The organism is Ruegeria sp. CDSC079 (assembly GCF_059610505.1).
In genome coordinates this window covers 165,416-189,406 of the sequence record NZ_JBXWNT010000008.1, presented here as the reverse complement: position 1 = coordinate 189,406, position 23,991 = coordinate 165,416, and the positions used below count along the sequence as shown (strand labels likewise).

The following is a 23,991-nucleotide window of genomic DNA, read 5'->3' as shown; positions in this document are numbered from 1 at the left end:
GTCTTGCCGTGGTCAACGTGCCCAATCGTGCCAATGTTGACGTGCGGCTTATTACGCTCAAACTTTTCCTTTGCCATGATGGCCTCCTTTATCGGTAATGAAGGGAGCCCGCTAATCGAGCTCCCTCAAATTTTCGCTTATGCGTATTTCGCCTGGATCTCGTCCGAGATGTTCTGCGGAACCGGATCGTAGTGGTCGAACTGCATGGTGAACTGGGCACGGCCCGACGACATCGAACGCAAGGTGTTGATGTAGCCGAACATGTTGGCCAGCGGCACAAACGCGTCAATCGCGATGGCGTTGCCACGGTTTTCCTGCCCGGAAACCTGTCCCCGACGCGATGTCAGGTCACCAATGATACCGCCGGTATATTCTTCCGGAGTGATCACTTCGACCTTCATGATCGGCTCAAGCAGTTTCGCACCCGCTTTGCGCATGCCTTCACGCATACCCATACGCGCCGCGATCTCAAAGGCGAGAACCGAAGAGTCCACGTCGTGGTATTTACCTTCGATCAGGGCAACCTTGAAGTCGATCACGGGGAAGCCAGCCAGCGGGCCGCTATCCATGACGGATCTGATGCCTTTTTCAACGCCCGGGATGTATTCCTTGGGCACCGAACCACCAACAACACGAGATTCGAACGAATAACCTTCGCCCGGCTCTGTTGGGGTGATGATCATCTTCACCTCGGCGAACTGACCCGAACCACCCGACTGTTTCTTGTGGGTGTAAACGATCTCGGCTTCGTGACCGATGGTTTCGCGATAGGCCACCTGCGGCGCACCAATATTCGCTTCAACCTTGAATTCACGCTTGAGACGGTCAATCAGGATGTCCAGGTGAAGTTCGCCCATGCCCTTCATGATGGTCTGACCCGATTCCAGATCAGTTTCCACACGGAAGGACGGGTCTTCGGCGGCCAAACGGCCCAGACCCTGGCTCATTTTTTCCTGGTCAGCCTTGGTCTTCGGCTCAACCGCGATCTCGATCACCGGATCGGGGAAGGTCATGGTTTCCAGAACCACCGGATCGCCGGTCGAACACAGAGTGTCGCCCGTGGTGGTGTCTTTCAGACCTGCCAGCGCAATGATGTCGCCCGCGAACGCTTCGGTGATTTCCTCACGTTCGTTCGAGTGCATCATCATCATCCGGCCGATACGCTCTTTCTTACCCTTGGTCGAGTTCAGAAGCGTGTCGCCCTTGGACAGAGTGCCCGAGTAGATGCGGGTAAAGGTCAGCGAGCCAACAAAGGGGTCGTTCATGATTTTGAACGCCAGACCAGAGAACGCCATATCATCATCCGCACGGCGGGCGATGTTACGGGTTTCTTCTTCGTCACCGGGTTTGAAGCCCATGTAATCGACAACGTCCAGCGGGCTGGGCAGATAGTCGATCACAGCGTTCAGCAGTGGCTGAACACCTTTGTTTTTGAACGCCGAACCACCCAGAACCGGAACAAACGCGATTTCCAGAGTACCTTTGCGCAACAGGGCGCGCAGGGTCGGAACGTCGGGCTCATTGCCTTCCAGGTATTCCATCATCGCGTCGTCGTCCATTTCGACGGCCGCTTCGACCATTTTACCGCGCCATTCGTCAGCCATGTCCTTCAGGCTGTCGCGGATCGGTGCTTTGACCCAGCTTGCGCCCAGGTCTTCGCCCTGCCACAGCCATTCTTCCATGGTGACCAGGTCGATCAGGCCTTCCAACTCGGTCTCTGCGCCGATCGGAATACCAACCGGAACAGCACGTGCGCCGGTACGGTCTTCGATCATTGCAACGCAGTTGAAGAAGTCCGCGCCGATCTTGTCCATCTTGTTGACGAACACCATCCGCGGAACCTTATAGCGGTCAGCCTGACGCCACACGGTTTCGGTCTGAGGTTCAACACCGGCGTTTGCGTCAAGAACGCAGACTGCACCGTCGAGAACCGCCAGCGAGCGTTCAACTTCGATGGTGAAGTCAACGTGGCCGGGGGTGTCGATGATGTTCAGGCGGTGCTTGGGCGAGTCAGCGGTTTCACCGTCTTCGGTGCGTTCCCAGAAAGTGGTCGTCGCAGCCGAGGTGATGGTGATCCCGCGTTCCTGCTCCTGCTCCATCCAGTCCATGGTGGCTGCACCGTCGTGCACCTCACCGATGTTGTGGGATTTGCCGGTGTAGTACAGGATGCGTTCCGAGCAGGTCGTCTTACCTGCATCGATATGCGCCATGATACCGAAGTTACGGTAATGGTTGAGTGTATATTCGCGTGCCATTTCAATAAGCCTCTGGAATTACCAACGGTAGTGGCTGAAGGCTTTGTTCGCCTCGGCCATCTTGTGGGTGTCTTCACGCTTCTTAACGGCGGTACCGCGGGACTGTACGGCGTCCAGCAGTTCGCCGGCGAGGCGTTCTTCCATGGTGTTTTCGTTACGGCCACGCGCAGCAGTGATCAGCCAGCGGATGGCCAGTGCTTCGCGGCGCTCAGGGCGCACTTCGACCGGAACCTGATAAGTTGCACCACCAACCCGGCGCGAGCGAACCTCGACCGACGGTTTGATGTTGTCGAGTGCTTCGTGGAACACTTCGACAGGTGCGCGCTTGATCTTGCCTTCAACGCGGTCAAATGCGTTGTAGACGATGCGCTCTGCAACCGACTTTTTACCGTCGATCATCAGGTTGTTCATGAATTTGGTCAGTACCTTGTCGCCAAATTTGGCGTCAGGCAGGACTTCGCGTTTTTCGGCGGCGTGACGACGTGACATATCAGCCTCTCCTTCTTATTTGGGACGCTTCGCGCCGTACTTCGAACGACGTTGCTTACGGTCTTTGACGCCTTGGGTATCCAAAACACCACGCAGGATGTGGTAACGGACACCGGGAAGGTCTTTTACACGGCCGCCACGGATCAGAACAACCGAGTGTTCCTGCAGGTTGTGGCTTTCACCGGGGATGTACGAGATCACCTCGAACCCGTTGGTCAGGCGCACCTTGGCAACCTTACGCATCGCCGAGTTCGGCTTTTTCGGTGTGGTTGTGTAAACACGTGTGCAGACGCCGCGTTTCTGCGGGCACTGCTCCAGGTGCATGGACTTCGAGCGTTTTACTTTCGGCTGCCGCGGCTTGCGGATCAGCTGTTGGATCGTTGGCATTCCGGTTATATCCCCGTTTTGCAACACACATGACATGCACGCGTGATGCGTGCGGTTAAATTCGCTGCACTCGTGCGTCCACAAGCGCAAAACCCGCGAGCGTTCCCATTCCGAGGTGAACGTCGCGGTTTGTTATCAGAGGGCGCGAACGATAAAAGAGTTCGGGCCTTGACCAGTTCATTACTGAAATCGGTTTTGGGGCGGCCCCCGGTACCGAGATGTGGCGCGTAATAGGGGGAGTCGGACCCAGTGTCAACAGTACAGCTGATCCGTTCCACATCAGGCCGTTTCGCGCTGGAACCAAAGCTCATCCAGTCTTACCGCCCGTTGCAGGAACAGGTCCGTGCAGGCATAGTCAGCCCATTGATCTGGACCACGGATGAATCATGCAAATACTTGGCCTGTGTCGTTTTTCCTATCCCGCCCATGGCGGCTTTCAGATCGAACACGAAACGATCGAGGACCGGCGCTCCTATCTGTATCAACCTGACCGGCTGGAAGAGCGGTTTCGCCTATTTGAAACTACTAGCCTGCCCTGCATAAAAGAGCAAACCGACGAGGATTTTCAGTTTCTCATCGTGATCGGTGAATGCCTGCCAAACCCGGCACGCGAACGTCTTTACGACTTAACAGCGGGCATGCCTCAGGTACAGATCATCGCACGCGAACCAAAGCGTCATCGCAGGGTCATGAAAGAAATCCTGAATTCAGCACGCACCAAACCGGACGCCCCCTGCATCCAGTTCCGCCACGATGATGACGATGCGGTTTCGGTCGATTTCGTTGAGCGCTTGCGCATCGCCGCAGATGAGGGTCAGGGCTTAATGCGGAACCACAGAACCGTTGCGATTGACTACAATCAGGGGTTCCTGGCCCGTTTCGATGCGGGCGGTATTCGGGCCGCACAGGTGTATCAACCTTTGTTGGGGGTGGGCTTTGCGATGTACTCCGCCGGTGGGTGTGAGCTGACGATCATGAATTTCGGCCACCATCGGATCGGGAACTTCATGCCCGTTATCAGCTATCCGGATGCGCCAATGTGGGTCCGTACTTTGAACCAGTTCAACGATTCCCCGCACGCGCGCAACAGCAAGGCCGAGCTGGCCCCCCTAACGCCCGAGCAAGAAGGCGAGTTCATCGCACGGTTTGCCATCGATCAGGACGCCGTTCGCCGCATTCATTCGGCGGGCTGACGGGTTCGTTCGCGAAACAGCATGAACATTCCTGCCCCAACCACTAAGGCCGCGCCCGCCATCGTAATCCTGTCGGGCCAGTCCCCAAATACGGCCCAGCCCAAACCCAACGCCCAGATCAGACTGGAATAACGAAACGGCGCGATAAAGCCGATCTCACCAGCGCGCATGACAATGACGCTGAACAAATATCCTGTCAGAACAAAGACCGCAGCAAACGCTACCATCGAACCGGCGGCTGCCGGAACCGGAACCCAGCCCGAGACAGAGGTGACAAGAACCGCCGTCAATGTAATCGTCGCGGTTGTTGCCAGCGTTACTGCAAGTGATGGCACATGCACCGACATGCGTCGCGTAATCAAATCCCGGGCAGTTACCGAAGCAACTGCGATCAAAGCATATATCGCGTAGATGCTGAAACCATCCGTGCCCGGGCGAACGATCAGCAACATACCGGCGAACCCGAAAACGATGGCAAGAATCCGACGCCAACCGATATACTCTTGAAAAAACAACGCGGCTCCAAGTGTTACGGTTAATGGCAAGGCCAGCAGAATGGCAGTCACGTTTGCCAACGGCATATGAAGCAGCGCGACCAAAAAGAAAATTGTCGCCAACAATTCGGCGAGACAACGTGCCGCGACCAACCACTTGTCATGACGCGGAAAGTTCAGATGCAGCGCCCCATAGTACCGTGCCAGAAGATACACCAGAATGGTCGCCAAAACCCCGCGGATGGCAACCATCTGAAACAGCGGTAACTGGGCTCCGGCGGCCTTGATCAAAGTGTCATTGATGGTGAAGGCAGCCATGCTGCCCATCATCAGCAAAGCACCCCTGAAATTCGGCGTCACTCTTTTTGAACTCCGCATTTGGCCACGAAGTGCATTTGGCGGCGTTCAAGAAAGAGATGTCAATATGGCTCCGCCCGCCAATGCTCTGCTAGCATGACATTTCCAATGGCGCTTCATGCAGCGCCCCACCCGAGCCTGAAATGAAAAGGCCCCGCGAAATCGCGGGGCCTGATCTTTGGAATGTAGGATCGCTTATTCGCGGCTTTCCGGTGTTTCCACCAGAACATCCAGCTCATCCCCGACCATATCGTCATCCATCATCGGCGCAGCCAGAGCAGCGGCGGCTTCGGCCTCTTCCCGGCGGGCTTCGATGACAACGTTGTCACGCGACTGCGCGACGCGCTGTACGCTTTGCGTTGCGCCACCGGTACCGGCAGGGATTAGACGACCGACGATGACGTTCTCTTTCAGGCCAACCAGCTTGTCTTTCTTGCCCTGAACCGAAGCCTCGGTCAGAACCCGTGTGGTTTCCTGGAACGACGCCGCCGAGATGAACGAACGCGTCTGCAGCGAGGCTTTGGTGATCCCCAAGAGGATCGGCTCGCCCTGAGCCGGACGTCCACTGCGGGCGAGGGTCTTCTCGTTGGCCGCGTCGAACTCCTGCTTGTCGACATGTTCGCCTTTCAGCAGGGTGGTGTCACCTGAATCCAGGATCTCCCACTTCTGCAGCATCTGGCGCACGATCACTTCGATGTGCTTGTCGTTGATCTTCACGCCCTGCAGACGATAAACATCCTGCACTTCGTCGATCATGTAATCCGCCAGCGCTTCGACACCCATGATGGATAGGATGTCATGCGGGGCCGGGTTACCGTCCATCAGGTATTCACCCTTCTGGATGAAGTCACCTTCTGCAACCGGGATGTGCTTACCCTTGGGCACCATATACTCGATGGTCTCCATGGACTCGTCAGCCGGCTCAATGCTGATGCGACGCTTGTTCTTGTAGTCGCGGCCAAAGCGCACGTAACCATCAGCTTCTGCGATGATCGCGTGATCCTTGGGACGACGGGCTTCGAACAGTTCGGCAACGCGCGGCAGACCACCGGTGATGTCCTTGGTCTTGGCACCTTCACGCGGGATACGCGCGACAACTTCACCAGCTTCGATCTGCTGACCGTCTTCGATCGACAGGATCGCGTCCACCGACATCGGATAGTGAACCGGGTTGCCCGCATCGTTGCGGACCGGCTCGCCATCTTCGCCAACCAGAATGATCTCAGGCTTGAGGTCGCTGCCTTTGGGGGCCGCGCGCCAGTCGATCACGATCTTCTGGGTCATACCGGTTGCATCGTCGGTCACGTCGCGGACAGCAATGCCCGAAACCAGATCAACATATTTCGCGGTACCGGACTTTTCGGCGATGATCGGCAGGGTGTAAGGATCCCATTCGAACAGCTTGTCGCCACGGTTCACCTTGGTGCCATCCTTGACGAACAGCTTCGAGCCATAACCCAACTTGTGGTTGGCACGCTCTTCGCCATGTTCGTCTTTGATCACCATCTTCATGTTCCGGCCCATGACCAGGCTTTCGCCCGCGGAATTGACCAGGATCTGCGGGTTCTCAAACGAAACGACACCGTCGTGGCTGGCTTCCTGGAACGACTGCTGACCACCTTGCGCAACACCACCGATGTGGAAGGTCCGCATTGTCAACTGCGTACCGGGTTCACCGATGGACTGGGCGGCGATGATGCCGACAGCCTCACCCGTGTTGACCATAGTACCGCGTGCAAGGTCACGACCGTAGCAGGTTGCACAGACGCCTTCCTCGGACTCACAGGTCAGAGGCGAACGGATGCGCATAGACGCAACAGCGGCCTCATCAATGATGTCGGCCATACGTTCGTCGATCAACTGACCCGCTGCGACCAGAACCTCATCGGTGCCGGGACGCAGAACGTCATCGGCAGAGACACGGCCCAGCACACGTTCGGCTAGCGAAGCAACAACTTCACCGTCGTTTACCGCGGCTTCCGCAGTGATCGCGCGCTCGGTTCCACAATCGAGTTCACGCACGATGCAGTCCTGTGCCACGTCCACTAGACGACGGGTCAGGTAACCCGAGTTCGCCGTTTTCAGAGCAGTATCCGACAGACCCTTACGGGCGCCGTGGGTCGAGTTGAAGTATTCAAGAACGGTCAGACCTTCCTTGAAGTTCGAGATGATCGGCGTCTCGATGATGTCACCGTTTGGTTTGGCCATCAGGCCGCGCATACCGCCCAGCTGTTTCATCTGAGTGACCGAGCCACGCGCGCCCGAGTGGGCCATCATGTAGACCGAGTTCGGTTCCTTTTCAGACCCGTCCTCTGCCCGATCCGAAGATGAGATCGTGCTCATCATCGCTTCGGTTACACGATCGTTACACTTCGACCAGGCATCAACAACTTTGTTGTACTTTTCACCCTGAGTGATCAGGCCGTCCATGTACTGCTGTTCAAAATCCTTCACCTGACTACGGGTTTCATCGACGATGCCCCATTTGTCATCCGGGATCACCATGTCGTCCTTACCGAACGAGATGCCGGCGCGGAACGCTTCCTTGAAGCCCATCGACATGATCTGGTCACAGAAGATAACCGACTCTTTCTGACCGCAGTAGCGGTAGACGGTGTCGATCACCTGCTGCACTTCTTTCTTCCGCAGCAGACGGTTAACCAGTTCGAACGGTGCCTTGTTGTTCATCGGCAGCAGAGCACCCAGGCGCACACGGCCCGGAGTGGTTTCAAACCGCTGTTGAACTTCATTGCCTTCACTGTCGATCTGAGTAATCCGCGCAGTGATCTTAGTGTGCAGATGCACTTCACCGGCGTCCAGCGCGTGCTGAACTTCGTCGATAGAGCCAAAGACCTTGCCTTCGCCCGGCATACCTTCGCGTTCCAGTGTCACATAGTACAGACCCAGGATCATATCCTGCGAGGGAACGATGATCGGCGCGCCGTTTGCTGGCGACAGAACGTTGTTTGTCGACATCATCAGCACGCGGGCTTCCAGCTGGGCCTCAAGGCTCAGCGGGACGTGAACGGCCATCTGGTCACCGTCGAAGTCGGCGTTAAAGGCCGAACAGACCAACGGGTGCAGCTGGATGGCTTTACCTTCGATCAGAACCGGTTCAAACGCCTGAATGCCAAGACGGTGCAGTGTCGGTGCACGGTTCAGCATTACAGGGTGTTCGCGGATCACCTCGTCGAGGATATCCCACACTTCGGGACGCTCTTTCTCGACCAGTTTCTTCGCCTGCTTCACGGTCGAAGACAGACCCTTGGCTTCAAGGCGCGAGTAGATGAACGGCTTGAACAGTTCCAGCGCCATCTTTTTGGGCAGACCACACTGGTGCAGCTTGAGTTCCGGACCGGTCACGATGACCGAACGGCCCGAGAAGTCTACGCGCTTACCCAGAAGGTTTTGACGGAAGCGACCCTGCTTACCCTTCAGCATGTCCGAAAGCGATTTCAGTGGACGCTTATTGGCACCAGTGATCACGCGACCACGACGGCCATTGTCGAACAGAGCATCGACGGATTCCTGCAGCATCCGCTTTTCGTTGCGGACGATGATGTCAGGTGCGCGCAGTTCGATCAGACGCTTCAGACGGTTGTTCCGGTTGATGACGCGGCGATACAGATCGTTCAGATCCGAAGTCGCAAAACGACCACCATCCAGTGGAACCAGCGGACGCAGTTCCGGCGGAATCACCGGGATCACGGTCATCACCATCCACTCAGGCCGGTTGCCCGACTCAAGGAAGGATTCAACAACCTTCAGACGCTTGATGATCTTCTTGGGCTTCAGTTCACCGGTTGCTTCGGCCAGATCAGCACGCAGCTGTTCGGCTTCGGCTTCCAGATCGATCTGGGCCAGCATCTCACGGATAGCTTCGGCACCGATGTTCGCGGTGAACGCGTCCATGCCATAGGCATCCTGCGCGTCCATGAACTCTTCTTCGGTCAGCATCTGACCATAGGAGAGGTCGGTCAGACCGGGCTCGATGACGACATAGTTTTCAAAATACAGAACGCGTTCCAGATCGCGCAGCGTCATGTCCAGCATCAGACCGATGCGGGACGGCAGCGACTTCAGGAACCAAATGTGTGCGACGGGCGCGGCCAGCTCGATATGACCCATACGCTCGCGGCGGACTTTCTGCAGGGTGACTTCCACACCGCATTTCTCGCAGACAACGCCGCGATATTTCATCCGCTTATATTTACCGCACAGACATTCGTAATCTTTGATCGGGCCAAAGATACGCGCGCAGAACAGACCGTCACGTTCGGGTTTGAACGTCCGGTAGTTGATGGTCTCGGGTTTCTTGATCTCGCCATAAGACCAAGAGAGGATCCGTTCCGGGCTGGCCAATGAGACCTTGATCTCGTCAAAGACCTTAGGCGGCGTCAGCGGGTTGAACGGGTTATTGGTAATTTCCTGGTTCATTTTGCGTCCTTACAAATTGGGATGGGATGAGTTTGGGGCGTTGCCGCCCCTACTCTTCCTCCGCATCCAGGAGTTCCATATTCAGGCCGAGGCCACGGACTTCTTTCACCAGAACGTTAAACGATTCCGGTACGCCCGCTTCAAAGTTATCCTCGCCCTTGACGATCGACTCGTACACTTTGGTCCGGCCGGCGACGTCATCCGATTTCACGGTGAGCATTTCCTGTAGGGTGTAGGCGGCGCCATAAGCTTCCAGAGCCCAGACTTCCATCTCACCAAAGCGCTGACCACCGAACTGCGCCTTACCACCCAGCGGCTGCTGGGTAACCAGGCTGTACGGCCCGGTTGAACGCGCGTGGATTTTGTCATCCACAAGGTGGTGCAGTTTCAGCAGGTACTTGATACCCACGGTCACCGGACGTGCAAACTGCTCACCCGTACGACCGTCGAACAGAACCGACTGACCGCTTTGCGAGAAGCCCGCGCGCACCAGAGCGTCATTGACGTCTGCCTCTTTGGCGCCATCAAAGACCGGAGTCGCGATCGGAACACCACGGGTCACGTTGCCCGCAGCCTCGATCAGGTGACCCTCGTCCATGCCAGTGATGCCTTCTTCATAGACATCGTCGCCATAGGCCAGCTTCATTGCTTCGCGAACCGGGGTAAGGTCGCCAGAGCGGCGATATTCACCCAGCGCGTCGTCGATGTTCAGACCCAGACCGCGCGCGGCCCAACCCATGTGGGTTTCAAGGATCTGACCAACGTTCATACGCGAAGGAACACCTAGCGGGTTCAGACAGAAGTCAACCGGTGTACCATCGGCCAGGAACGGCATGTCTTCCATCGGAACAACCTTGGAAATTACACCTTTGTTCCCGTGACGACCGGCCATCTTATCGCCCGGCTGCAGCTTGCGCTTCACGGCGATGAAGACTTTGACCATCTTCATCACACCCGGCGGCAGGTCGTCGCCGCGACGAACCTTCTCGACCTTGTCTTCGAAACGGGCGTCCAGAGCACGCTTTTGCACTTCGTACTGCTCATTCAGAGCCTCAACGATCTGTGCGTCCTGCTCATCTTCCAGCGCCAGCTGCCACCACTGACCACGGGTCAGGGTTTCCAACAGGTCCTCGGTGATCACCGACCCTGGCTTGACGCCTTTCGGGCCTTTGACCGCGGTTTTACCCATGATCAGGCCTTGCAGGCGCGCATAGATGTTGCGGTCCAGGATCGCCAGCTCATCGTCCCGGTCACGGGCCAGACGTTCGACTTCTTCCCGCTCGATCTGCAGCGCACGCTCGTCTTTCTCGACGCCGTGACGGTTGAAGACGCGGACCTCAACGACCGTACCGTAATCGCCCGGCTTCACGCGCAGCGAAGTGTCGCGCACGTCAGATGCTTTTTCGCCAAAGATGGCGCGCAGCAGCTTTTCTTCCGGGGTCATCGGGCTTTCGCCCTTCGGAGTGATCTTGCCGACCAGAATATCGCCCGGTTCAACATCCGCGCCGATGTAAACGATGCCCGCCTCGTCGAGGTTGCGCAGCGCTTCTTCACCGACGTTCGGAATGTCGCGGGTGATCTCTTCCGGACCCAGCTTGGTGTCACGGGCGGCGACTTCAAATTCCTCGATATGGACCGAGGTAAAGACGTCGTCACGCGCAATACGTTCCGAGATCAGAATCGAGTCTTCGTAGTTGTAACCGTTCCACGGCATGAACGCGACGACCACGTTCTTACCCAGGGCCAGTTCACCCATATCAGTCGACGGACCATCGGCAATGACCTCGCCCTTCTGGACGGTGTCACCCACCTTGATCAGCGGACGCTGGTTGATGCAGGTGTTCTGGTTCGACCGCTGGAATTTGCGCAGACGATAGATGTCAACGCCAGCGTCGCCCAGTTCCAGATCCTCAGTCGCGCGGATAACGATACGCTGGGCATCGACCTGGTCGATGATACCGGCGCGTTTCGCCTGAATTGCAGCGCCTGAGTCAATCGCAACCTTTTCCTCGATCCCGGTGCCAATCAGCGGCGCCTCGGCCCGCAGCAGTGGAACCGCCTGACGTTGCATGTTCGAGCCCATCAGAGCGCGGTTGGCGTCGTCATTTTCAAGGAACGGGATCAGCGATGCAGCAACCGATACCAGCTGTTTTGGGCTGACGTCGATCAGGTCCACATTCTCGCGCGGGGCCAGAGTGTAGTCACCTGACTGGCGGGTCGAAACCAGATCGTTGATGAACTTGCCATCCGTATCCAGTGTCGCGTTCGCCTGTGCCACTGTGTGACGCATTTCCTCGGTCGCGGACATGTAGTGAACCTCATCAGTCACCTCAGCGTCTTTGACGACGCGGTACGGTGTTTCGATGAAGCCATACTTGTTCACACGGGCAAAGGTGGCCAGCGAGTTGATCAGACCGATGTTCGGGCCTTCCGGCGTTTCAATCGGGCACATCCGGCCATAGTGTGTCGGATGAACGTCGCGCACCTCAAAGCCCGCACGCTCGCGTGTCAGACCACCGGGGCCAAGCGCCGAGAGGCGGCGTTTGTGGGTGACTTCCGACAGCGGGTTGGTCTGGTCCATGAACTGCGACAACTGCGACGAGCCGAAGAATTCGCGGACAGCAGCAGCAGCCGGTTTCGCATTGATCAGGTCCTGCGGCATGACGGTGTCGATCTCGACCGACGACATACGCTCTTTGATCGCGCGCTCCATGCGCAGCAGGCCAACGCGGTACTGGTTTTCCATCAGTTCGCCGACCGAACGCACACGACGGTTGCCGAGGTGGTCGATATCGTCGATGTCCCCTTTGCCGTCACGCAGTTCAACCAGAGCCTTGATGCAGGCCACGATGTCTTCGCGGCGCAGGGTGCGCAGCGTATCGGGCGCATCCAGAGCCAGACGCATGTTCATCTTTACACGGCCAACGGCGGACAGGTCATAGCGCTCGCTGTCAAAGAACAGCGTTTCGAACAGCGCCGAGGCCGCTTCGACGGTGGGCGGCTCACCCGGGCGCATGACGCGATAGATGTCCATCAGCGCTGTGTCGCGGCCCATGTTCTTGTCTGCCGCCATGGTGTTGCGCATGTAGGGGCCGACATTGATGTTGTCGATATCCAGAACCGGAATATCAGTGACGCCCGCGTCGATCAGCTCTTTCGCGGTGCCTCCGATCAGCTCGCCGTCTTTGTCGTATTCCAGCGTCAGCTCATCACCAGCTTCGACATAGATCGCGCCGGTTTCTTCGTTGATGATGTCCTTGGCGACAAACTTCCCGACGATGTGATCGAACGGAACCAACAGCTCGGTGACGTTGCCTTCATCGATCAGCTTCTTGACCGCGCGCGGGGTGACTTTCTTGCCCGCTTCGGCAATCACTTCACCGGATTTGGCGTCGATCAGGTCATAGGTCGGACGCGTACCGCGTGCACGCTCGGGGAAGAACGGTGCAATCCAGCCCTTCTTCTTGTCCAGCTTGTACGACACCGTGTTGTAATAGGCGTCCATGATCGCTTCTTGATCCAGACCCAGCGCATACAGCAGGGTTGTCACAGGCAGTTTGCGGCGACGGTCGATACGGGCGAACACGATGTCCTTGGCGTCGAACTCAAAGTCCAGCCAGCTGCCGCGATACGGGATGATGCGGCAGGCAAACAACAGCTTGCCCGAGGAATGGGTCTTGCCCTTGTCGTGGTCAAAGAACACACCAGGCGAACGGTGCATTTGGGACACGATCACACGCTCGGTACCGTTCACAATGAACGTCCCGTTTGGTGTCATCAGAGGCATATCCCCCATGAACACGTCCTGTTCCTTGATGTCTTTGACCGACTTGGCGCCAGTGTCCTCGTCGACATCAAACACGATCAGACGCAGAGTGACTTTCAGCGGCGCGCTGTAGGTCATGTCGCGCTGCATGCACTCTTCGACGTCGTATTTGGGTTTTTCCAAATCGTATTTCACGAACTCCAGAACGGAGGTTTCGTTGAAATCCTTGATCGGGAAAACCGACTGGAACACGCCTTTGATGCCTTCGCCGTCTGTCGGCACATCTGCATCGCCGGAGCGCAGGAATAGATCATAAGAAGATTTTTGCACCTCAATGAGGTTCGGCATCTCCAGCACTTCGCGGATTTTGCCGTAATATTTCCGAAGACGTTTCTGGCCAAGGAACGATTGAGCCATGTCAGATGTCACCTTTCGATGTTCTCAGCGGACAAAGACACCGTCGGGCCCCGGTGCCTTGCACATTAGAGACAACACGTCCGGATCAATTCGTGGCCACCGTCCCGAATGGCGGCCTCCCGATCCATGAACCGCGTCTTAGAAAACACCCCAATCCATGAGGTCCTTTCTAAGACAGGTTCGGCTGGACCCGGATTTCTCCGGGACCAGCCAAATTTCCGGTGCATCTGCGATGCACCAAAAGACTGACTTAGGCCAGTTCGACCTCGGCGCCAGCTGCTTCCAGCTTGCCTTTGATGTCTTCGGCTTCGTCTTTCGACACAGCTTCTTTGATCTTGCCGCCAGCTTCGACCAGCTCTTTGGCTTCTTTCAGGCCCAGACCGGTGATGCCGCGAACTTCTTTGATCACGTTGATTTTCGAAGCGCCGGCGTTCTTCAGAACGACGTCGAATTCGGTTTTTTCTTCCTCAGCTGCGCCGCCGGCGTCGCCACCGGCTGCCATGACAACCGCGCCGCCAGCTGCGGGCTCGATGCCATATTCGTCTTTGAGGATGGTTTTCAGTTCTTGTGCTTCCAGCAGGGTCAGACCCACGATGCTTTCTGCGAGTGCTTTCAGATCAGCCATTTTATCAGCTCTTTCCGTTTACAGTGTGTGTTCCAACGTCAGGGTGACTACCCTACGCAGATCATTCAGTGCCAACCGCTTACGCAGCTTCCGCCTTCTCTTCGATGGTGGAAAGGATGCTTGCGATGTTGCTTGCAGGTGCGCCAATTGCGCCAGCGATGTTCGAAGCAGGTGCGCCCAGCATGCCCGCGATAGTAGCAATAAGCTCCTCGCGCGAAGGCATTTTGGACACGGCTTCAACGCCGGCACGATCCAGAGCGTTCTCACCCATTGCACCGCCAAGAATTTCGAACTTTTGGTTCTCTTTGGCGTAGTCCTGGGCCACTTTGGCTGCTGCCACAGGGTCCTCAGAATAGGTCAGAACGGTCATCCCCGTCAGCAGGTCGGCAATGCTTTCACATGGCTTTCCGTCGAGGGCGATTTTGGCGAGCCTGTTCTTGGCAACACGCACGGCACCACCCGCGTCACGAGCACGTGCGCGAAGGTCCTGCATCTCGGCAACTGTCAGACCGGCGTAGTGTGCAACCACTACGACGCCAGAGCTTTCGAAGATTTGGCCGAGCTCGTCGACCACTTTCTCTTTCTGGGCTCTATCCACAGTTTTCTCCAAGTTAGGGGTGATATCTCACCCCGGCTCATATTTGCCGCAGCTTACGCTCCGGCGTTCAGGTCCGTTGTTACGGGATTAGCCAAAATTCGCCCGAGGATCGAAGCCCTCAGAATTCTTTGGTCTTACCCGTCTCAGGCAGGGAATTAAGGGGCCAGATGACACCACCCACCGTCTTGGACGAAACAAAATAAAGCGCACGACGAATCGCACGCTTTACTTCGCAGCTCTCTTTATGGCAGTTACGCCGGGTTTCCAAGGGGTAAATTGGGCAGAAACCGGAAATGATCGAGCAGCGCAGCTGGCACCGGAACAGTGTCCTAGATTGACATGTTCCATGCGCTGAGGTCCAGTCTGGCTAAGCCCCTTTCTTCTTAGGTATCCATCCCTGAATGCTGACCCTCACCACAGACGAATACGAACGCGCGCGCGACTTTGTTCAGGAGTTCCTGGATCAAACGCCAGAGGATGGACCGGCGGGTTTCGAATGCGTCTATCGTTCTCATGATTTTGCGGGCTCGCGTATAGTGCTCAGGGTCCAGCGTGCGGGTCGGGATTATGCCCTCAAGGTGGATCTACTGTCGCCTGATACCGGCCGTCTGCGCGATGAGTTTGATATGCTCAGAAAGCTGACCGACCACTTTGCGCAATACGAAAGCGCCGGTGTTGTCGATCCAGTCTATATGTCACCGGGTGAGGCGTTTTTTGTGACGCAGTTTATTGACCGCCCCACCGCTGCGGATCTGATCCATAACAGCCCGGATGACGACCAGATCGGCCGCATCTATCGCCGTGCCGGATCGTGGCTGAACGACCTGCACAGCTTTCAGCCCGGCAAACCCTATAGTTTCCGCCCCAGCTGGATGATCGACAGGCTTCAGGCTTTGCTAGGCCTTGTCCCGGATACAGTGCAGCCTTGGGGGCAGAAGATGGTCCAGCATCTGACCCATGAGGCCGCACAGCTAAAGGGCATCCCTGACCTGCTGATCCATGCGCACGGAGATTTTCACAGCCAAAACCTGATCGTCGGGCAAGGTGAGATGATCGGTCTGGATTTTACCGAAGCACGCGAAAAGCTGGCAGTTTACGATATCGTCGACTTTCTGAAATCCGATATCTTTCGCGATGGCACTGATGATCAGGTTGATCAAAGCGGCATCCTGAAAACAAACAAAGACATGTTCTTTCGCAAATATCGCCATCCAATTCAGATGGACGTTCTGGATATGTGCATGCGCGCACGTCTGGTGATGGATTGGCTGGACTTATGGCGATTGGACAGATCCTGCAGCGAATACGAGAGCTTTCGCAGAGACCGCCTGAACCTGCGCCTGCAAGCCGTGTATGAGTGAGGGCTGAAAAAGAAAGACCCGAACAGCCTTCACCGTTCGAGTCTAATCATTTTAGCTGTAAGCTAGGGGCTTACTCGCCCGCAGCAGCAGCCACATCCAGAGTCACGCCTGGGCCCATGGTCGAGCTCAGCGCGATTTTCTTCATGTAGGTGCCTTTGGCGCCTGTTGGCTTGGCTTTGGCAACAGCGGTCACAAATGCACGAACGTTTTCTGCCAGTTTGGCTTCGTCGAAGGACGCTTTGCCAACGCCAGCGTGCACAACGCCGCCTTTTTCAGCTTTGAACTGAACTTCGCCGCCTTTGGCTGCTTCTACGGCCGCTTTCACGTCCATGGTCACAGTGCCAACCTTGGGGTTCGGCATCAGGTTGCGGGGGCCCAGAACTTTACCAAGACGACCAACGATGGGCATCATGTCCGGGGTTGCTATGCAACGATCGAATTCAATGGTGCCGCCCTGAATGGTTTCCATCAGATCTTCTGCACCAATGATATCCGCCCCTGCTTCTTTTGCTTCGTCAGCCTTGGGGCCACGAGCGAATACAGCAACGCGCATTGTTTTACCGGTGCCATTCGGCAGGCCAACAACGCCACGAACCATCTGGTCCGCGTGACGGGTGTCAACGCCCAGGTTCAGAGCGATTTCGATGGTCTCATCGAATTTCGAAGTTGCGTTGGCTTTGACCAGGGCAACTGCTTCTTCGACCGACAGGTTTTCCTTGCCAGCGACAGCTTCGCGCGCAGCGCGGGTACGTTTACCGAGTTTTGCCATCTTACTTCACCTCGATGCCCATAGAGCGGGCCGAGCCCAGGATGATCTGCATTGCGCCTTCGACGTCGTTGGCGTTCAGATCTTTCATTTTGGCTTCGGCGATTTCGCGAACCTGCTTCGAGGTCACGGATGCCACGGTCTCACGACCTGGGTTTTCCGCACCACGGGGGCGATTACGCTTGCCAACCGGCTTCAGGCCAGCTGCTTTCTTCAGGTAATAAGACGCTGGTGGCGTCTTGATGTCCATGGTGAAGGACTTGTCCTGATAATAGGTGATCACGGTCGGGCAAGGCGCGCCTTGCTCCATGTCTGCGGTCTTGGCGTTGAACGCCTTGCAGAATTCCATGATGTTGATGCCGCGCTGACCCAGCGCCGGACCAACTGGCGGCGAGGGGTTCGCCTGACCTGCAGGAACCTGCAGTTTCATTGTACCAGCAAGCTTCTTGGCCATTTGGTTTTCCTTTCAACGTAGGTGAAACGCGTTCCACCCGGTTTATGTTGCGTGGTCCGATCCGGGATCGCGATCCCGGTAATCTCCCACGAGAGAATCTCGCCCAAAGACGATAGAGGCGGCATGTACAGGGGAACGGAAGTATTGGCAAGGGTTTGAATCACGGCCTGAAGCAGCCACATCGAACCCAAACCGACCCTCGCTCCAAAGCTAAGCAACAGCAAACCAGCATCTGTCATCGCCCAATGAGATTGCACCCGCTACATGCACAACCTTGCGGGCTATCAGAGCAACTTAGCAGCCGCCATAGTTCTTGTTTCCACTCGCCGTGATTGTGTAGGTTCCGCCTCTTGGACCCGTGTAGCATCGTGAGGTCACGCGCCTAACGCTGGCAACCGGTCGGCGGTACGAAGATACTTTCCTGATCTGAGCACCCCACTCACACGCGAGACCATCGCCATCAAGATCCAAATTATGTGGATCAGATAGAGGTCCACCAGACGCTAAGAAGAACCTTTGCGCTGCTGCGCCATTCGGAAAGTCATCACAATCATAGTCACCCCCTGCTGCCTCGGATGAAAACGGTCGCTCGTAGGATTTGGTCCCAGCTGTAGACAGGCTGTACTGACCATAATTGCTATAACCACATTGGTTTACTTTTCGAGCAGCCAGCTCTGCTTCGATCATCAGTTTCCCCCGCAATGTCGTACTTGGGAGCCGATATGCGGAACACAGCTCTGCGGACGATGCGCGCGCTACTTTCGAGGACAACACTTCGGGTGACAAAACATCAGCGGTACACGCAGCCAAAATCAAGAAAACAAAATAGATGAACGCACGCATGAAAAACGCCTTGTGGTCACTTTTCGGAAAAAACATTCGGTCAAATCAATAGGGCAGTTATGTACCAACCCAGATCATCAATGTAAACGTTCAGCCATCCAAGATGCCGCACTGGCTAGGGCAATGCGGCCCCTCAAAATCCACCGAATAAATTTTGCCTCCTGCCTCTGGTCATCCACGCCCTCGACAATCCCGTCGAAATCCACGAATGGACCAGAGTAGGCCGTGACCTTCTCGCCGATTTCGAACGAGATCATCAGCTTGGGCGCTTCGCCACCTCGCCGAGTGATGTAGAAAACCTGGTGCACCTCTGCCTTGCTTGCCAGTTGTCGCGCAAAGGCTAATCAGGACTGTGTGATTGCCAATATCCCAAGCGCGATCAGGCTGGCCCAGCCGATGCGGTGAAGAAAGCGCGGCTCTTTCAGGACGAGCGCGGCAAGGACTACGGATACCGGAATCGAGGCCTGCCGGACCGCGCTGACAGGTGCGGCCTCAGCGCCTAACTGGAAAGCTTTCAGGATAAAAAGATAGGATAGATAGGACGCAATCCCCGCGAATACGATCCGCCACGGGGCGAGTGTCCAGCCTCGTACCACGCCCAGAAATGGGGTCGACATATGGCGATCTTCCCAGGCCCGGATGCCGGCAAGGGTCGATGTCACCAGGATATAGCAGTAGAACAGGAAAGGCGCGGGCGTTGTTTTTTGCATAGCGTTTGCGTCGCTCAGCGAATAGGCGGCCGAGCCCAGCATCGCCATGACAGCCAGCGCAAAAGCCTTGTGATCATGCAGCAATCCGCCCGGCGATTTCTGGATCATCAGGCTGCCCATCAGGACCAGCGAAATCCCCACAAGGATGAGCCACGAATACTGTTGATCCAGCGCAAGCCAGCTAAAGGCAACGATGGCAATCGGCGAGGACCGGATGATCGGATAATACACCGAAAGGTTGCCCCGGCGCAGGGCCGAAAGCGTGCCATAGTAATAAAAACTCAACCCCAGGGAAGAAACCAGCACCAGAGGCCAGACCTCGCGGCTGACGGTCAGGGGTTGGCCGACCAGTCGAGCGTGAAGCGCCGCAAGAATGACCCAGGTCAGCGCTACACCGACATAACAGGACACCGGATGCGCCGTGTCTTTCAACAACAGATCCCGCAGCGGATGTGTCGCCGCCGAAATCAGAACAAGAACAATCAGGCCAAGTTCCATATCTCAGTTCTGATGGGCGGATTGCGCTGCAGAAAGGTGTTATAGTGCACAGTCATCTGGTCGTCCGCGATCTGCACAACACCATAGGCTGGCGGTTCATCACAGAATTCCCCGTCAACACTGTCGGCAGTCAGAGGGATTTGGTGATTGAGGCTGGGCAGGCTGGTGAACGGGATGCCACGCCAGTTCACATAGGTCATACGATGGACATGCCCATAGAAGACGTGGCGAATGTTACGCCCGTGACCGAGTGTTTCAAAAAACACTTCGGCTTCGACCAGGCGGATGTCGTCCACATAGGGAATGCCGATGTCAAAAGGCGGGTGGTGCATGAACAAATAGCAGGGCTTATCCCCCGCCGAGATCAGCTGTTCTTTCAGCCAATTCAAGCGCAAGGTGCACAGCTGGCCTTCATGCATATCCGCACCGTCTTTTGTCGTATCCAGAAAGATAAACTTTCCCGCGTCGGTCTCGATGCTTTGCTGAACAAAGCCATTTGAATCCACAGGGTCATCCGTAAAGACCGTTCTGAAAACCTTACGATCATCATGGTTGCCGATCATCAGGTGACAAGGAAGCGGGAAACCGTCCAGATGTGACTTGAGCACCTGATAGGCTTCAGCCCTTCCAAACTCGGCCAGGTCGCCGGATATCACGCAAAACGCTGCATCCGAATGCCATTTGGCGATATCCTCAAGGCAACGGTCAAATTGGGTCGAAGGAACGCCACCATTCAGGTGCCCGTCTTGGTCAACAAGGTGGATATCTGTGATATGTATGAATTTCATCTACCTGCCCACTTGCCTTACATGGTTGTCCAAATATGCCAGGCGGCCGGGTCCCATCCCGATTGGTTACGACAAAGATTATCCCGATTTCGACAGATCAGTTCCGCCCTGATTTGCCCGGGTCTGATAACGGGCTGAAGGCTCCAAAACAAGAAACGCCGCAGTGCCCAGGGCAACGCGGCGTTGTCAAATTTCGCTAATTGGAAATTAGCTTTGCTTGGTGACCTGAGTGAAGTCCAGCTCGACCGGGGTTTCCCGACCAAAGATCGAGACCGAAACCTTCAGCTTCTGGTTATCGTCATCCACACCTTCGACCATGCCGTCGAAATCTTCGAACGGACCGTCATTCACCTTGACCTTCTCGCCAATTTCGAACGAGATCATCAGCTTGGGCGCTTCTTCGCCCTCCTGGACACGGTTGAGGATCTGGTTCACCTCGGCATCGCGCATCGGCATCGGGCGGCCTTGCGGACCCAGAAAACCAGTGACCCGGTTGATCGAGTTGACCAGGTGATACCCTTGATCCGACATTTCCATATGTACCAGCACGTAACCCGGCATAAAGCGACGTTCGGTTGTGACTTTCTTGCCCCGGCGCACTTCGATCACCTCTTCGGTGGGCACCAGAACTTCGTCAATGTCATCCTCAAGGCCCTGCTCGGCCACCGACGTGCGGATCTGCTCTGCGATCTTCTTTTCGAAATTCGAAAGAACGCTGACCGAGTACCACCGTTTCGCCATGAACCTGTCGTCCTTGTTTGCCTTCGGCTGCATTCCATGTACCGGAAAAGCCGTTATTGAAAATCTGTCGCGTCACCCGGAATAAAAAGCGGCGCACAGCCCGAATCGCCGCACGCCCATTCCGAATAGTACCGCGTCACCTACTCTGACATCGCAAGCTGTGCAAGGGGGCAGCGACGTTTCCGACCTGCCCGGCCCGGTTTAACCGAACATGCCCAGAATCAGCTGCAGGCCACCACGAATACCAAGATCGACCAGCGCAAAGAACACAGCCGTCAGTGCTGCCATGATGAACACCATGACCGTGGTCAGCAACACCTCGCGGCGGGTTGGCCAGACGACCTTTGAAACCTCGGCACGGACCTGCTGAATGAACTGGATCGGATTCATAGTTGCCATTTGGCTTTGTTCTCTCTGCTAGCGGATGAGCCGGACATAACCGGGCATTGAGGCAATTTCAAGGGGGCCGTCAGGGCTTGGGCTTATCGTCCCATTCGTCGCTTAGAATGCGGCGCGCATCGCCTTCGGGGTCGTCATACTGGTTCGACCGAACGGTATAGATGAACGCAAACAGGCCAACCCCTCCCAAAAGCAGGGAAATCGGTATGAGATAGGCCAGAACTTCCATTCAGATCACCTTAGCCGCAGCGCGTTCAGAGAAACGGTAATGGACGAGGTCGACATTGCCAATGCCGCGATCAGCGGCGTGGCTAGGCCCGCAACCGCCAGTGGCACTGCAATGATATTATAGATGGTTGCAATACGGAAGTTCTCGCGAATCCGTTTCGTTGCCTTAACCGCGGTATCGCAGGCACCCGCAATCGGCGACAGGTCGTTACCCAACAGCACGATATCGGATGCCACGCGCGCAGCATCTAGCGCCGAGGCCGGTGAAATCGACACATGCGCCGCGGCCAGCGCCGCCGTGTCGTTCAGCCCGTCACCAACCATCAGGACGTGGCAGCCTTGATCCCGCAGGCTTTGCACATGGGTTGCCTTGTCCTGCGGCAGGGCCTGCGCAATCCATGTCTCAATCCCCAGCTTACCGGCCAGCGTCTCAACCGCGCCTTGCGTATCGCCCGAGATCAAAATGACCTTTTTCCCCTCATCGCGAAACGCCTGAACCGCCTCAGCCGCACCGGCGCGCAATGTGTCCGAGAACAAGAACACTGAAGGCGCCCGCCCTGCTAACGACAGCCAGGCCGCAGTTTGTTCAGCCTCTTGCCCACCGGTCCATTCGGCGCGTCCCAGACGCACGGGATGGTCCTGAAAGATGCCTTCGGTGCCGTACCCGGGAACTTCAGAGATCCCCTCGACGTTTGCGGGCGTGACCCCCGCTTGACGGGCAGCCTGCGCCAGCGCAACAGAGAGCGGGTGCGACGAGGCCTCGGCCAGTGCCAGTGCGATTTCCAGATCGCCGGGCGCATGATCCGCAAGATTGGTCAGCTCCGGCGTTCCCGAGGTCAGCGTTCCCGTCTTGTCGAACACAACCGTATCCACCTCAGCCAGGCGTTCCAACGCTGTGGCGTGTTTGATCAGCATCCCCTTGCGGAACAACCGGCCCGAGGCCGCAGTCGTCACCGCCGGTACGGCCAGACCCAGCGCACAGGGGCAGGTGATGATCAGCACCGCTGCTGCGATATTCAGCGCGGTGCGGATATCGCCGGAATAGATATACCAGCCCAGAAAGCTCAGCGCCGACAGGATATGCACGCCCGGTGCATAAAGCTTGGCTGCCTTATCCGCCAGCGAAGTATAACGCGACCGCCCAGATTCCGCGATGGCCACAAGATCGGCCATGCGGTGCAACGAGGTATCCTCACCCACGGCTGTCGCCCGTACGGTCAATGGACCCGTTAGATTTACCTCACCAGCACTGACCGTCAGACCGGTTTCCGCAAATACCGGCAAGGTTTCACCCGTCAGCAGCGATCGGTCGAGCTCGGATTTCCCGGAAACGATTTCGCCATCCACCGGCATTCGGCCTCCGGGACGTACCAGGATCAGATCACCCACGCTCAGCGTTGCGACGGGCACCTCAACTTCTTGACCATCGGCCAGCCTGATCGCGCGCGGAACTTCCAACGCGGTCAACTCCTCGGCTGCGGATCGGGCGGCGGCGCGGGTACGGTAATCCAGATAGCGACCGGCCAGCAGAAAGAACGTCAGGGTCAGGGCGGCGTCAAAATAGGCGTGCTCACCACTCAGCGCGGTTTCCCACAGCGATGTGGCCAATGCCAACAGGATTGCCAACACGATCGGCACATCCATATTCAGGCGACCGACGCGCAGGGCGCTCCAAGCATTGGCAAAGAAGGGCTGCGCCGAAAACGCGATCGCAGGCAAAGCAATCGCTGCCGAAATCCAGTGGAACATGTCGCGCGTTGCATCGGTTGCCCCTGACCAGACAGAGACAGACAGCAACATTACATTCATCGAGGCAAAACCAGCCACCGCCAACCGCATCAACAGGTCGCGACCAGCCTTGCCGGACTGCGTGGCAGACAGGGATCCAGGGTCCAGCTCGTGCGCCTCAAAGCCTACGCGTTCAAGCACCGGGATCAGATCGGCGGCCCGCAGATCGGGCGCGGCTTTGACCATCGCACGTTTCAAGGTCAGGTTCACGCGCGCGTCCTCGACCCCGGGCTGGGCATTCAATTCACGCTCGACCGTGGCAATACAGGCCGAGCAGTGAATTCCCGGTAATGACAGCGCGATCTGCACATCCTGCGGGATCGGCCTTGCGGGCTCTGCCGGGGCGGCGATACAGCCGGGGCAAGCTGCGGTGCCAGAGGACATCTGCGCAGACATC

19 protein-coding genes are annotated in these 23,991 nt (G+C 56.8%); 2 read left to right on the top strand and 17 right to left on the bottom strand.

Annotated elements, in window-relative coordinates; genetic code table 11:
* Positions 1–137: 137 nt before the first annotated feature.
* The 3 genes from fusA to rpsL are packed head-to-tail and all read right to left on the bottom strand — an operon-like array spanning position 138 to position 3,131.
* Positions 138–2,255, bottom strand: a complete 2,118-nt coding sequence (gene fusA, locus AC2FIC_RS16190; RefSeq protein WP_496692464.1) for an elongation factor G — start codon at positions 2,253–2,255, stop codon at positions 138–140.
* Between the two features lie 18 nt (positions 2,256–2,273).
* Positions 2,274–2,744, bottom strand: coding sequence for a 30S ribosomal protein S7 (gene rpsG / locus AC2FIC_RS16185; RefSeq protein WP_008756926.1), 471 nt, complete (start codon positions 2,742–2,744; stop codon positions 2,274–2,276).
* Between the two features lie 15 nt (positions 2,745–2,759).
* A complete protein-coding gene (gene rpsL, locus AC2FIC_RS16180) occupies positions 2,760–3,131 on the bottom strand; it encodes a 30S ribosomal protein S12 (protein WP_005621086.1) in 372 nt (123 codons plus the stop codon).
* A gap of 386 nt (positions 3,132–3,517) precedes the next feature.
* On the opposite strand from rpsL, the gene AC2FIC_RS16175 reads away from it, so the two are divergent.
* The gene (locus AC2FIC_RS16175; protein WP_496692465.1) at positions 3,518–4,324 is read left to right on the top strand and encodes a putative rhamnosyl transferase; all 807 of its coding nucleotides are present in this window, start codon (positions 3,518–3,520) and stop codon (positions 4,322–4,324) included.
* Here the strand turns inward: AC2FIC_RS16175 and AC2FIC_RS16170 are convergent.
* The 5 genes from AC2FIC_RS16170 to rplJ form a co-directional block, all read right to left on the bottom strand.
* Entirely contained in the window at positions 4,309–5,178 is an 870-nt protein-coding gene (locus tag AC2FIC_RS16170; RefSeq protein WP_496870192.1) for a DMT family transporter, read from the bottom strand. The two genes, AC2FIC_RS16175 and AC2FIC_RS16170, sit on opposite strands and share 16 nt — an antisense overlap.
* Before the next feature lie 192 nt (positions 5,179–5,370).
* A complete protein-coding gene (gene rpoC, locus AC2FIC_RS16165; RefSeq protein ID WP_496692467.1) occupies positions 5,371–9,612 on the bottom strand; it encodes a DNA-directed RNA polymerase subunit beta' in 4,242 nt (1,413 codons plus the stop codon).
* 49 nt (positions 9,613–9,661) lie between these two features.
* Positions 9,662–13,795, bottom strand: coding sequence for a DNA-directed RNA polymerase subunit beta (gene rpoB / locus AC2FIC_RS16160; RefSeq protein ID WP_271949830.1), 4,134 nt, complete (start codon positions 13,793–13,795; stop codon positions 9,662–9,664).
* 250 nt (positions 13,796–14,045) lie between these two features.
* Positions 14,046–14,420 carry a 50S ribosomal protein L7/L12 gene (gene rplL / locus AC2FIC_RS16155; RefSeq protein ID WP_142636911.1) on the bottom strand — a complete coding sequence of 125 codons (375 nt, stop codon included), beginning with the start codon at positions 14,418–14,420 and terminating at the stop codon, positions 14,046–14,048.
* Positions 14,421–14,499: 79 nt separating this feature from the next.
* Positions 14,500–15,018, bottom strand: coding sequence for a 50S ribosomal protein L10 (gene rplJ, locus AC2FIC_RS16150; RefSeq protein ID WP_142636913.1), 519 nt, complete (start codon positions 15,016–15,018; stop codon positions 14,500–14,502).
* A gap of 401 nt (positions 15,019–15,419) precedes the next feature.
* On the opposite strand from rplJ, the gene AC2FIC_RS16145 reads away from it, so the two are divergent.
* Positions 15,420–16,379, top strand: coding sequence for a phosphotransferase (locus AC2FIC_RS16145; protein WP_496692468.1), 960 nt, complete (start codon positions 15,420–15,422; stop codon positions 16,377–16,379).
* Positions 16,380–16,449: 70 nt separating this feature from the next.
* Here the strand turns inward: AC2FIC_RS16145 and rplA are convergent, their stop codons facing one another.
* The 9 genes from rplA to AC2FIC_RS16100 all read right to left on the bottom strand — a co-directional run bounded on the left by rplA (position 16,450) and on the right by AC2FIC_RS16100 (position 23,990).
* The gene (gene rplA, locus AC2FIC_RS16140) at positions 16,450–17,148 is read right to left on the bottom strand and encodes a 50S ribosomal protein L1 (RefSeq protein ID WP_142636917.1); all 699 of its coding nucleotides are present in this window, start codon (positions 17,146–17,148) and stop codon (positions 16,450–16,452) included.
* 1 nt (position 17,149) lies between these two features.
* Positions 17,150–17,599: a 50S ribosomal protein L11 gene (gene rplK, locus AC2FIC_RS16135; protein WP_085823307.1), complete on the bottom strand. Its 450-nt coding sequence runs from the start codon at positions 17,597–17,599 to the stop codon at positions 17,150–17,152.
* Positions 17,600–18,519: 920 nt separating this feature from the next.
* Positions 18,520–18,750: a hypothetical protein gene (locus AC2FIC_RS16130; protein WP_496692469.1), complete on the bottom strand. Its 231-nt coding sequence runs from the start codon at positions 18,748–18,750 to the stop codon at positions 18,520–18,522.
* Between the two features lie 36 nt (positions 18,751–18,786).
* The gene (locus AC2FIC_RS16125; RefSeq protein WP_496692470.1) at positions 18,787–19,650 is read right to left on the bottom strand and encodes an EamA family transporter; all 864 of its coding nucleotides are present in this window, start codon (positions 19,648–19,650) and stop codon (positions 18,787–18,789) included.
* Positions 19,635–20,438 carry a phosphodiesterase gene (locus AC2FIC_RS16120; protein WP_496870191.1) on the bottom strand — a complete coding sequence of 268 codons (804 nt, stop codon included), beginning with the start codon at positions 20,436–20,438 and terminating at the stop codon, positions 19,635–19,637. The genes AC2FIC_RS16125 and AC2FIC_RS16120 overlap by 16 nt, the downstream gene beginning before the upstream one ends.
* 207 nt (positions 20,439–20,645) lie before the next feature.
* Positions 20,646–21,179, bottom strand: coding sequence for a transcription termination/antitermination protein NusG (gene nusG / locus AC2FIC_RS16115; RefSeq protein WP_142637254.1), 534 nt, complete (start codon positions 21,177–21,179; stop codon positions 20,646–20,648).
* Positions 21,180–21,380: 201 nt separating this feature from the next.
* A complete protein-coding gene (gene secE / locus AC2FIC_RS16110; RefSeq protein ID WP_142636925.1) occupies positions 21,381–21,578 on the bottom strand; it encodes a preprotein translocase subunit SecE in 198 nt (65 codons plus the stop codon).
* A 70-nt stretch (positions 21,579–21,648) separates the two neighbouring features.
* Positions 21,649–21,807 (bottom strand): cbb3-type cytochrome oxidase assembly protein CcoS, encoded by a 159-nt coding sequence (ccoS, locus tag AC2FIC_RS16105; protein ID WP_142636927.1) that lies wholly within the window; start codon positions 21,805–21,807, stop codon positions 21,649–21,651.
* A gap of 5 nt (positions 21,808–21,812) precedes the next feature.
* Complete coding sequence (locus tag AC2FIC_RS16100) at positions 21,813–23,990, bottom strand: heavy metal translocating P-type ATPase (protein WP_496692472.1); 2,178 nt, start codon at positions 23,988–23,990, stop codon at positions 21,813–21,815.
* Between the last annotated feature and the right edge of the window lies 1 nt (position 23,991).

What these genes read in the sequence shown, in the direction of transcription:
- fusA (WP_496692464.1), bottom strand. Translation starts at nt 2,255, where the DNA reads ATGGCACGCGAATATACACTCAACCATTACCGTAACTTCGGTATCATG.
- rpsG (WP_008756926.1), bottom strand. Translation starts at nt 2,744, where the DNA reads ATGTCACGTCGTCACGCCGCCGAAAAACGCGAAGTCCTGCCTGACGCC.
- rpsL (WP_005621086.1), bottom strand. Translation starts at nt 3,131, where the DNA reads ATGCCAACGATCCAACAGCTGATCCGCAAGCCGCGGCAGCCGAAAGTA.
- AC2FIC_RS16175 (WP_496692465.1), top strand. Translation starts at nt 3,518, where the DNA reads ATGCAAATACTTGGCCTGTGTCGTTTTTCCTATCCCGCCCATGGCGGC.
- rpoC (WP_496692467.1), bottom strand. Translation starts at nt 9,612, where the DNA reads ATGAACCAGGAAATTACCAATAACCCGTTCAACCCGCTGACGCCGCCT.
- rpoB (WP_271949830.1), bottom strand. Translation starts at nt 13,795, where the DNA reads ATGGCTCAATCGTTCCTTGGCCAGAAACGTCTTCGGAAATATTACGGC.
- rplL (WP_142636911.1), bottom strand. Translation starts at nt 14,420, where the DNA reads ATGGCTGATCTGAAAGCACTCGCAGAAAGCATCGTGGGTCTGACCCTG.
- AC2FIC_RS16145 (WP_496692468.1), top strand. Translation starts at nt 15,420, where the DNA reads ATGCTGACCCTCACCACAGACGAATACGAACGCGCGCGCGACTTTGTT.
- rplA (WP_142636917.1), bottom strand. Translation starts at nt 17,148, where the DNA reads ATGGCAAAACTCGGTAAACGTACCCGCGCTGCGCGCGAAGCTGTCGCT.
- rplK (WP_085823307.1), bottom strand. Translation starts at nt 17,599, where the DNA reads ATGGCCAAGAAGCTTGCTGGTACAATGAAACTGCAGGTTCCTGCAGGT.
- AC2FIC_RS16125 (WP_496692470.1), bottom strand. Translation starts at nt 19,650, where the DNA reads ATGGAACTTGGCCTGATTGTTCTTGTTCTGATTTCGGCGGCGACACAT.
- AC2FIC_RS16120 (WP_496870191.1), bottom strand. Translation starts at nt 20,438, where the DNA reads ATGAAATTCATACATATCACAGATATCCACCTTGTTGACCAAGACGGG.
- nusG (WP_142637254.1), bottom strand. Translation starts at nt 21,179, where the DNA reads ATGGCGAAACGGTGGTACTCGGTCAGCGTTCTTTCGAATTTCGAAAAG.
- secE (WP_142636925.1), bottom strand. Translation starts at nt 21,578, where the DNA reads ATGGCAACTATGAATCCGATCCAGTTCATTCAGCAGGTCCGTGCCGAG.
- ccoS (WP_142636927.1), bottom strand. Translation starts at nt 21,807, where the DNA reads ATGGAAGTTCTGGCCTATCTCATACCGATTTCCCTGCTTTTGGGAGGG.
- AC2FIC_RS16100 (WP_496692472.1), bottom strand. Translation starts at nt 23,990, where the DNA reads ATGTCTGCGCAGATGTCCTCTGGCACCGCAGCTTGCCCCGGCTGTATC.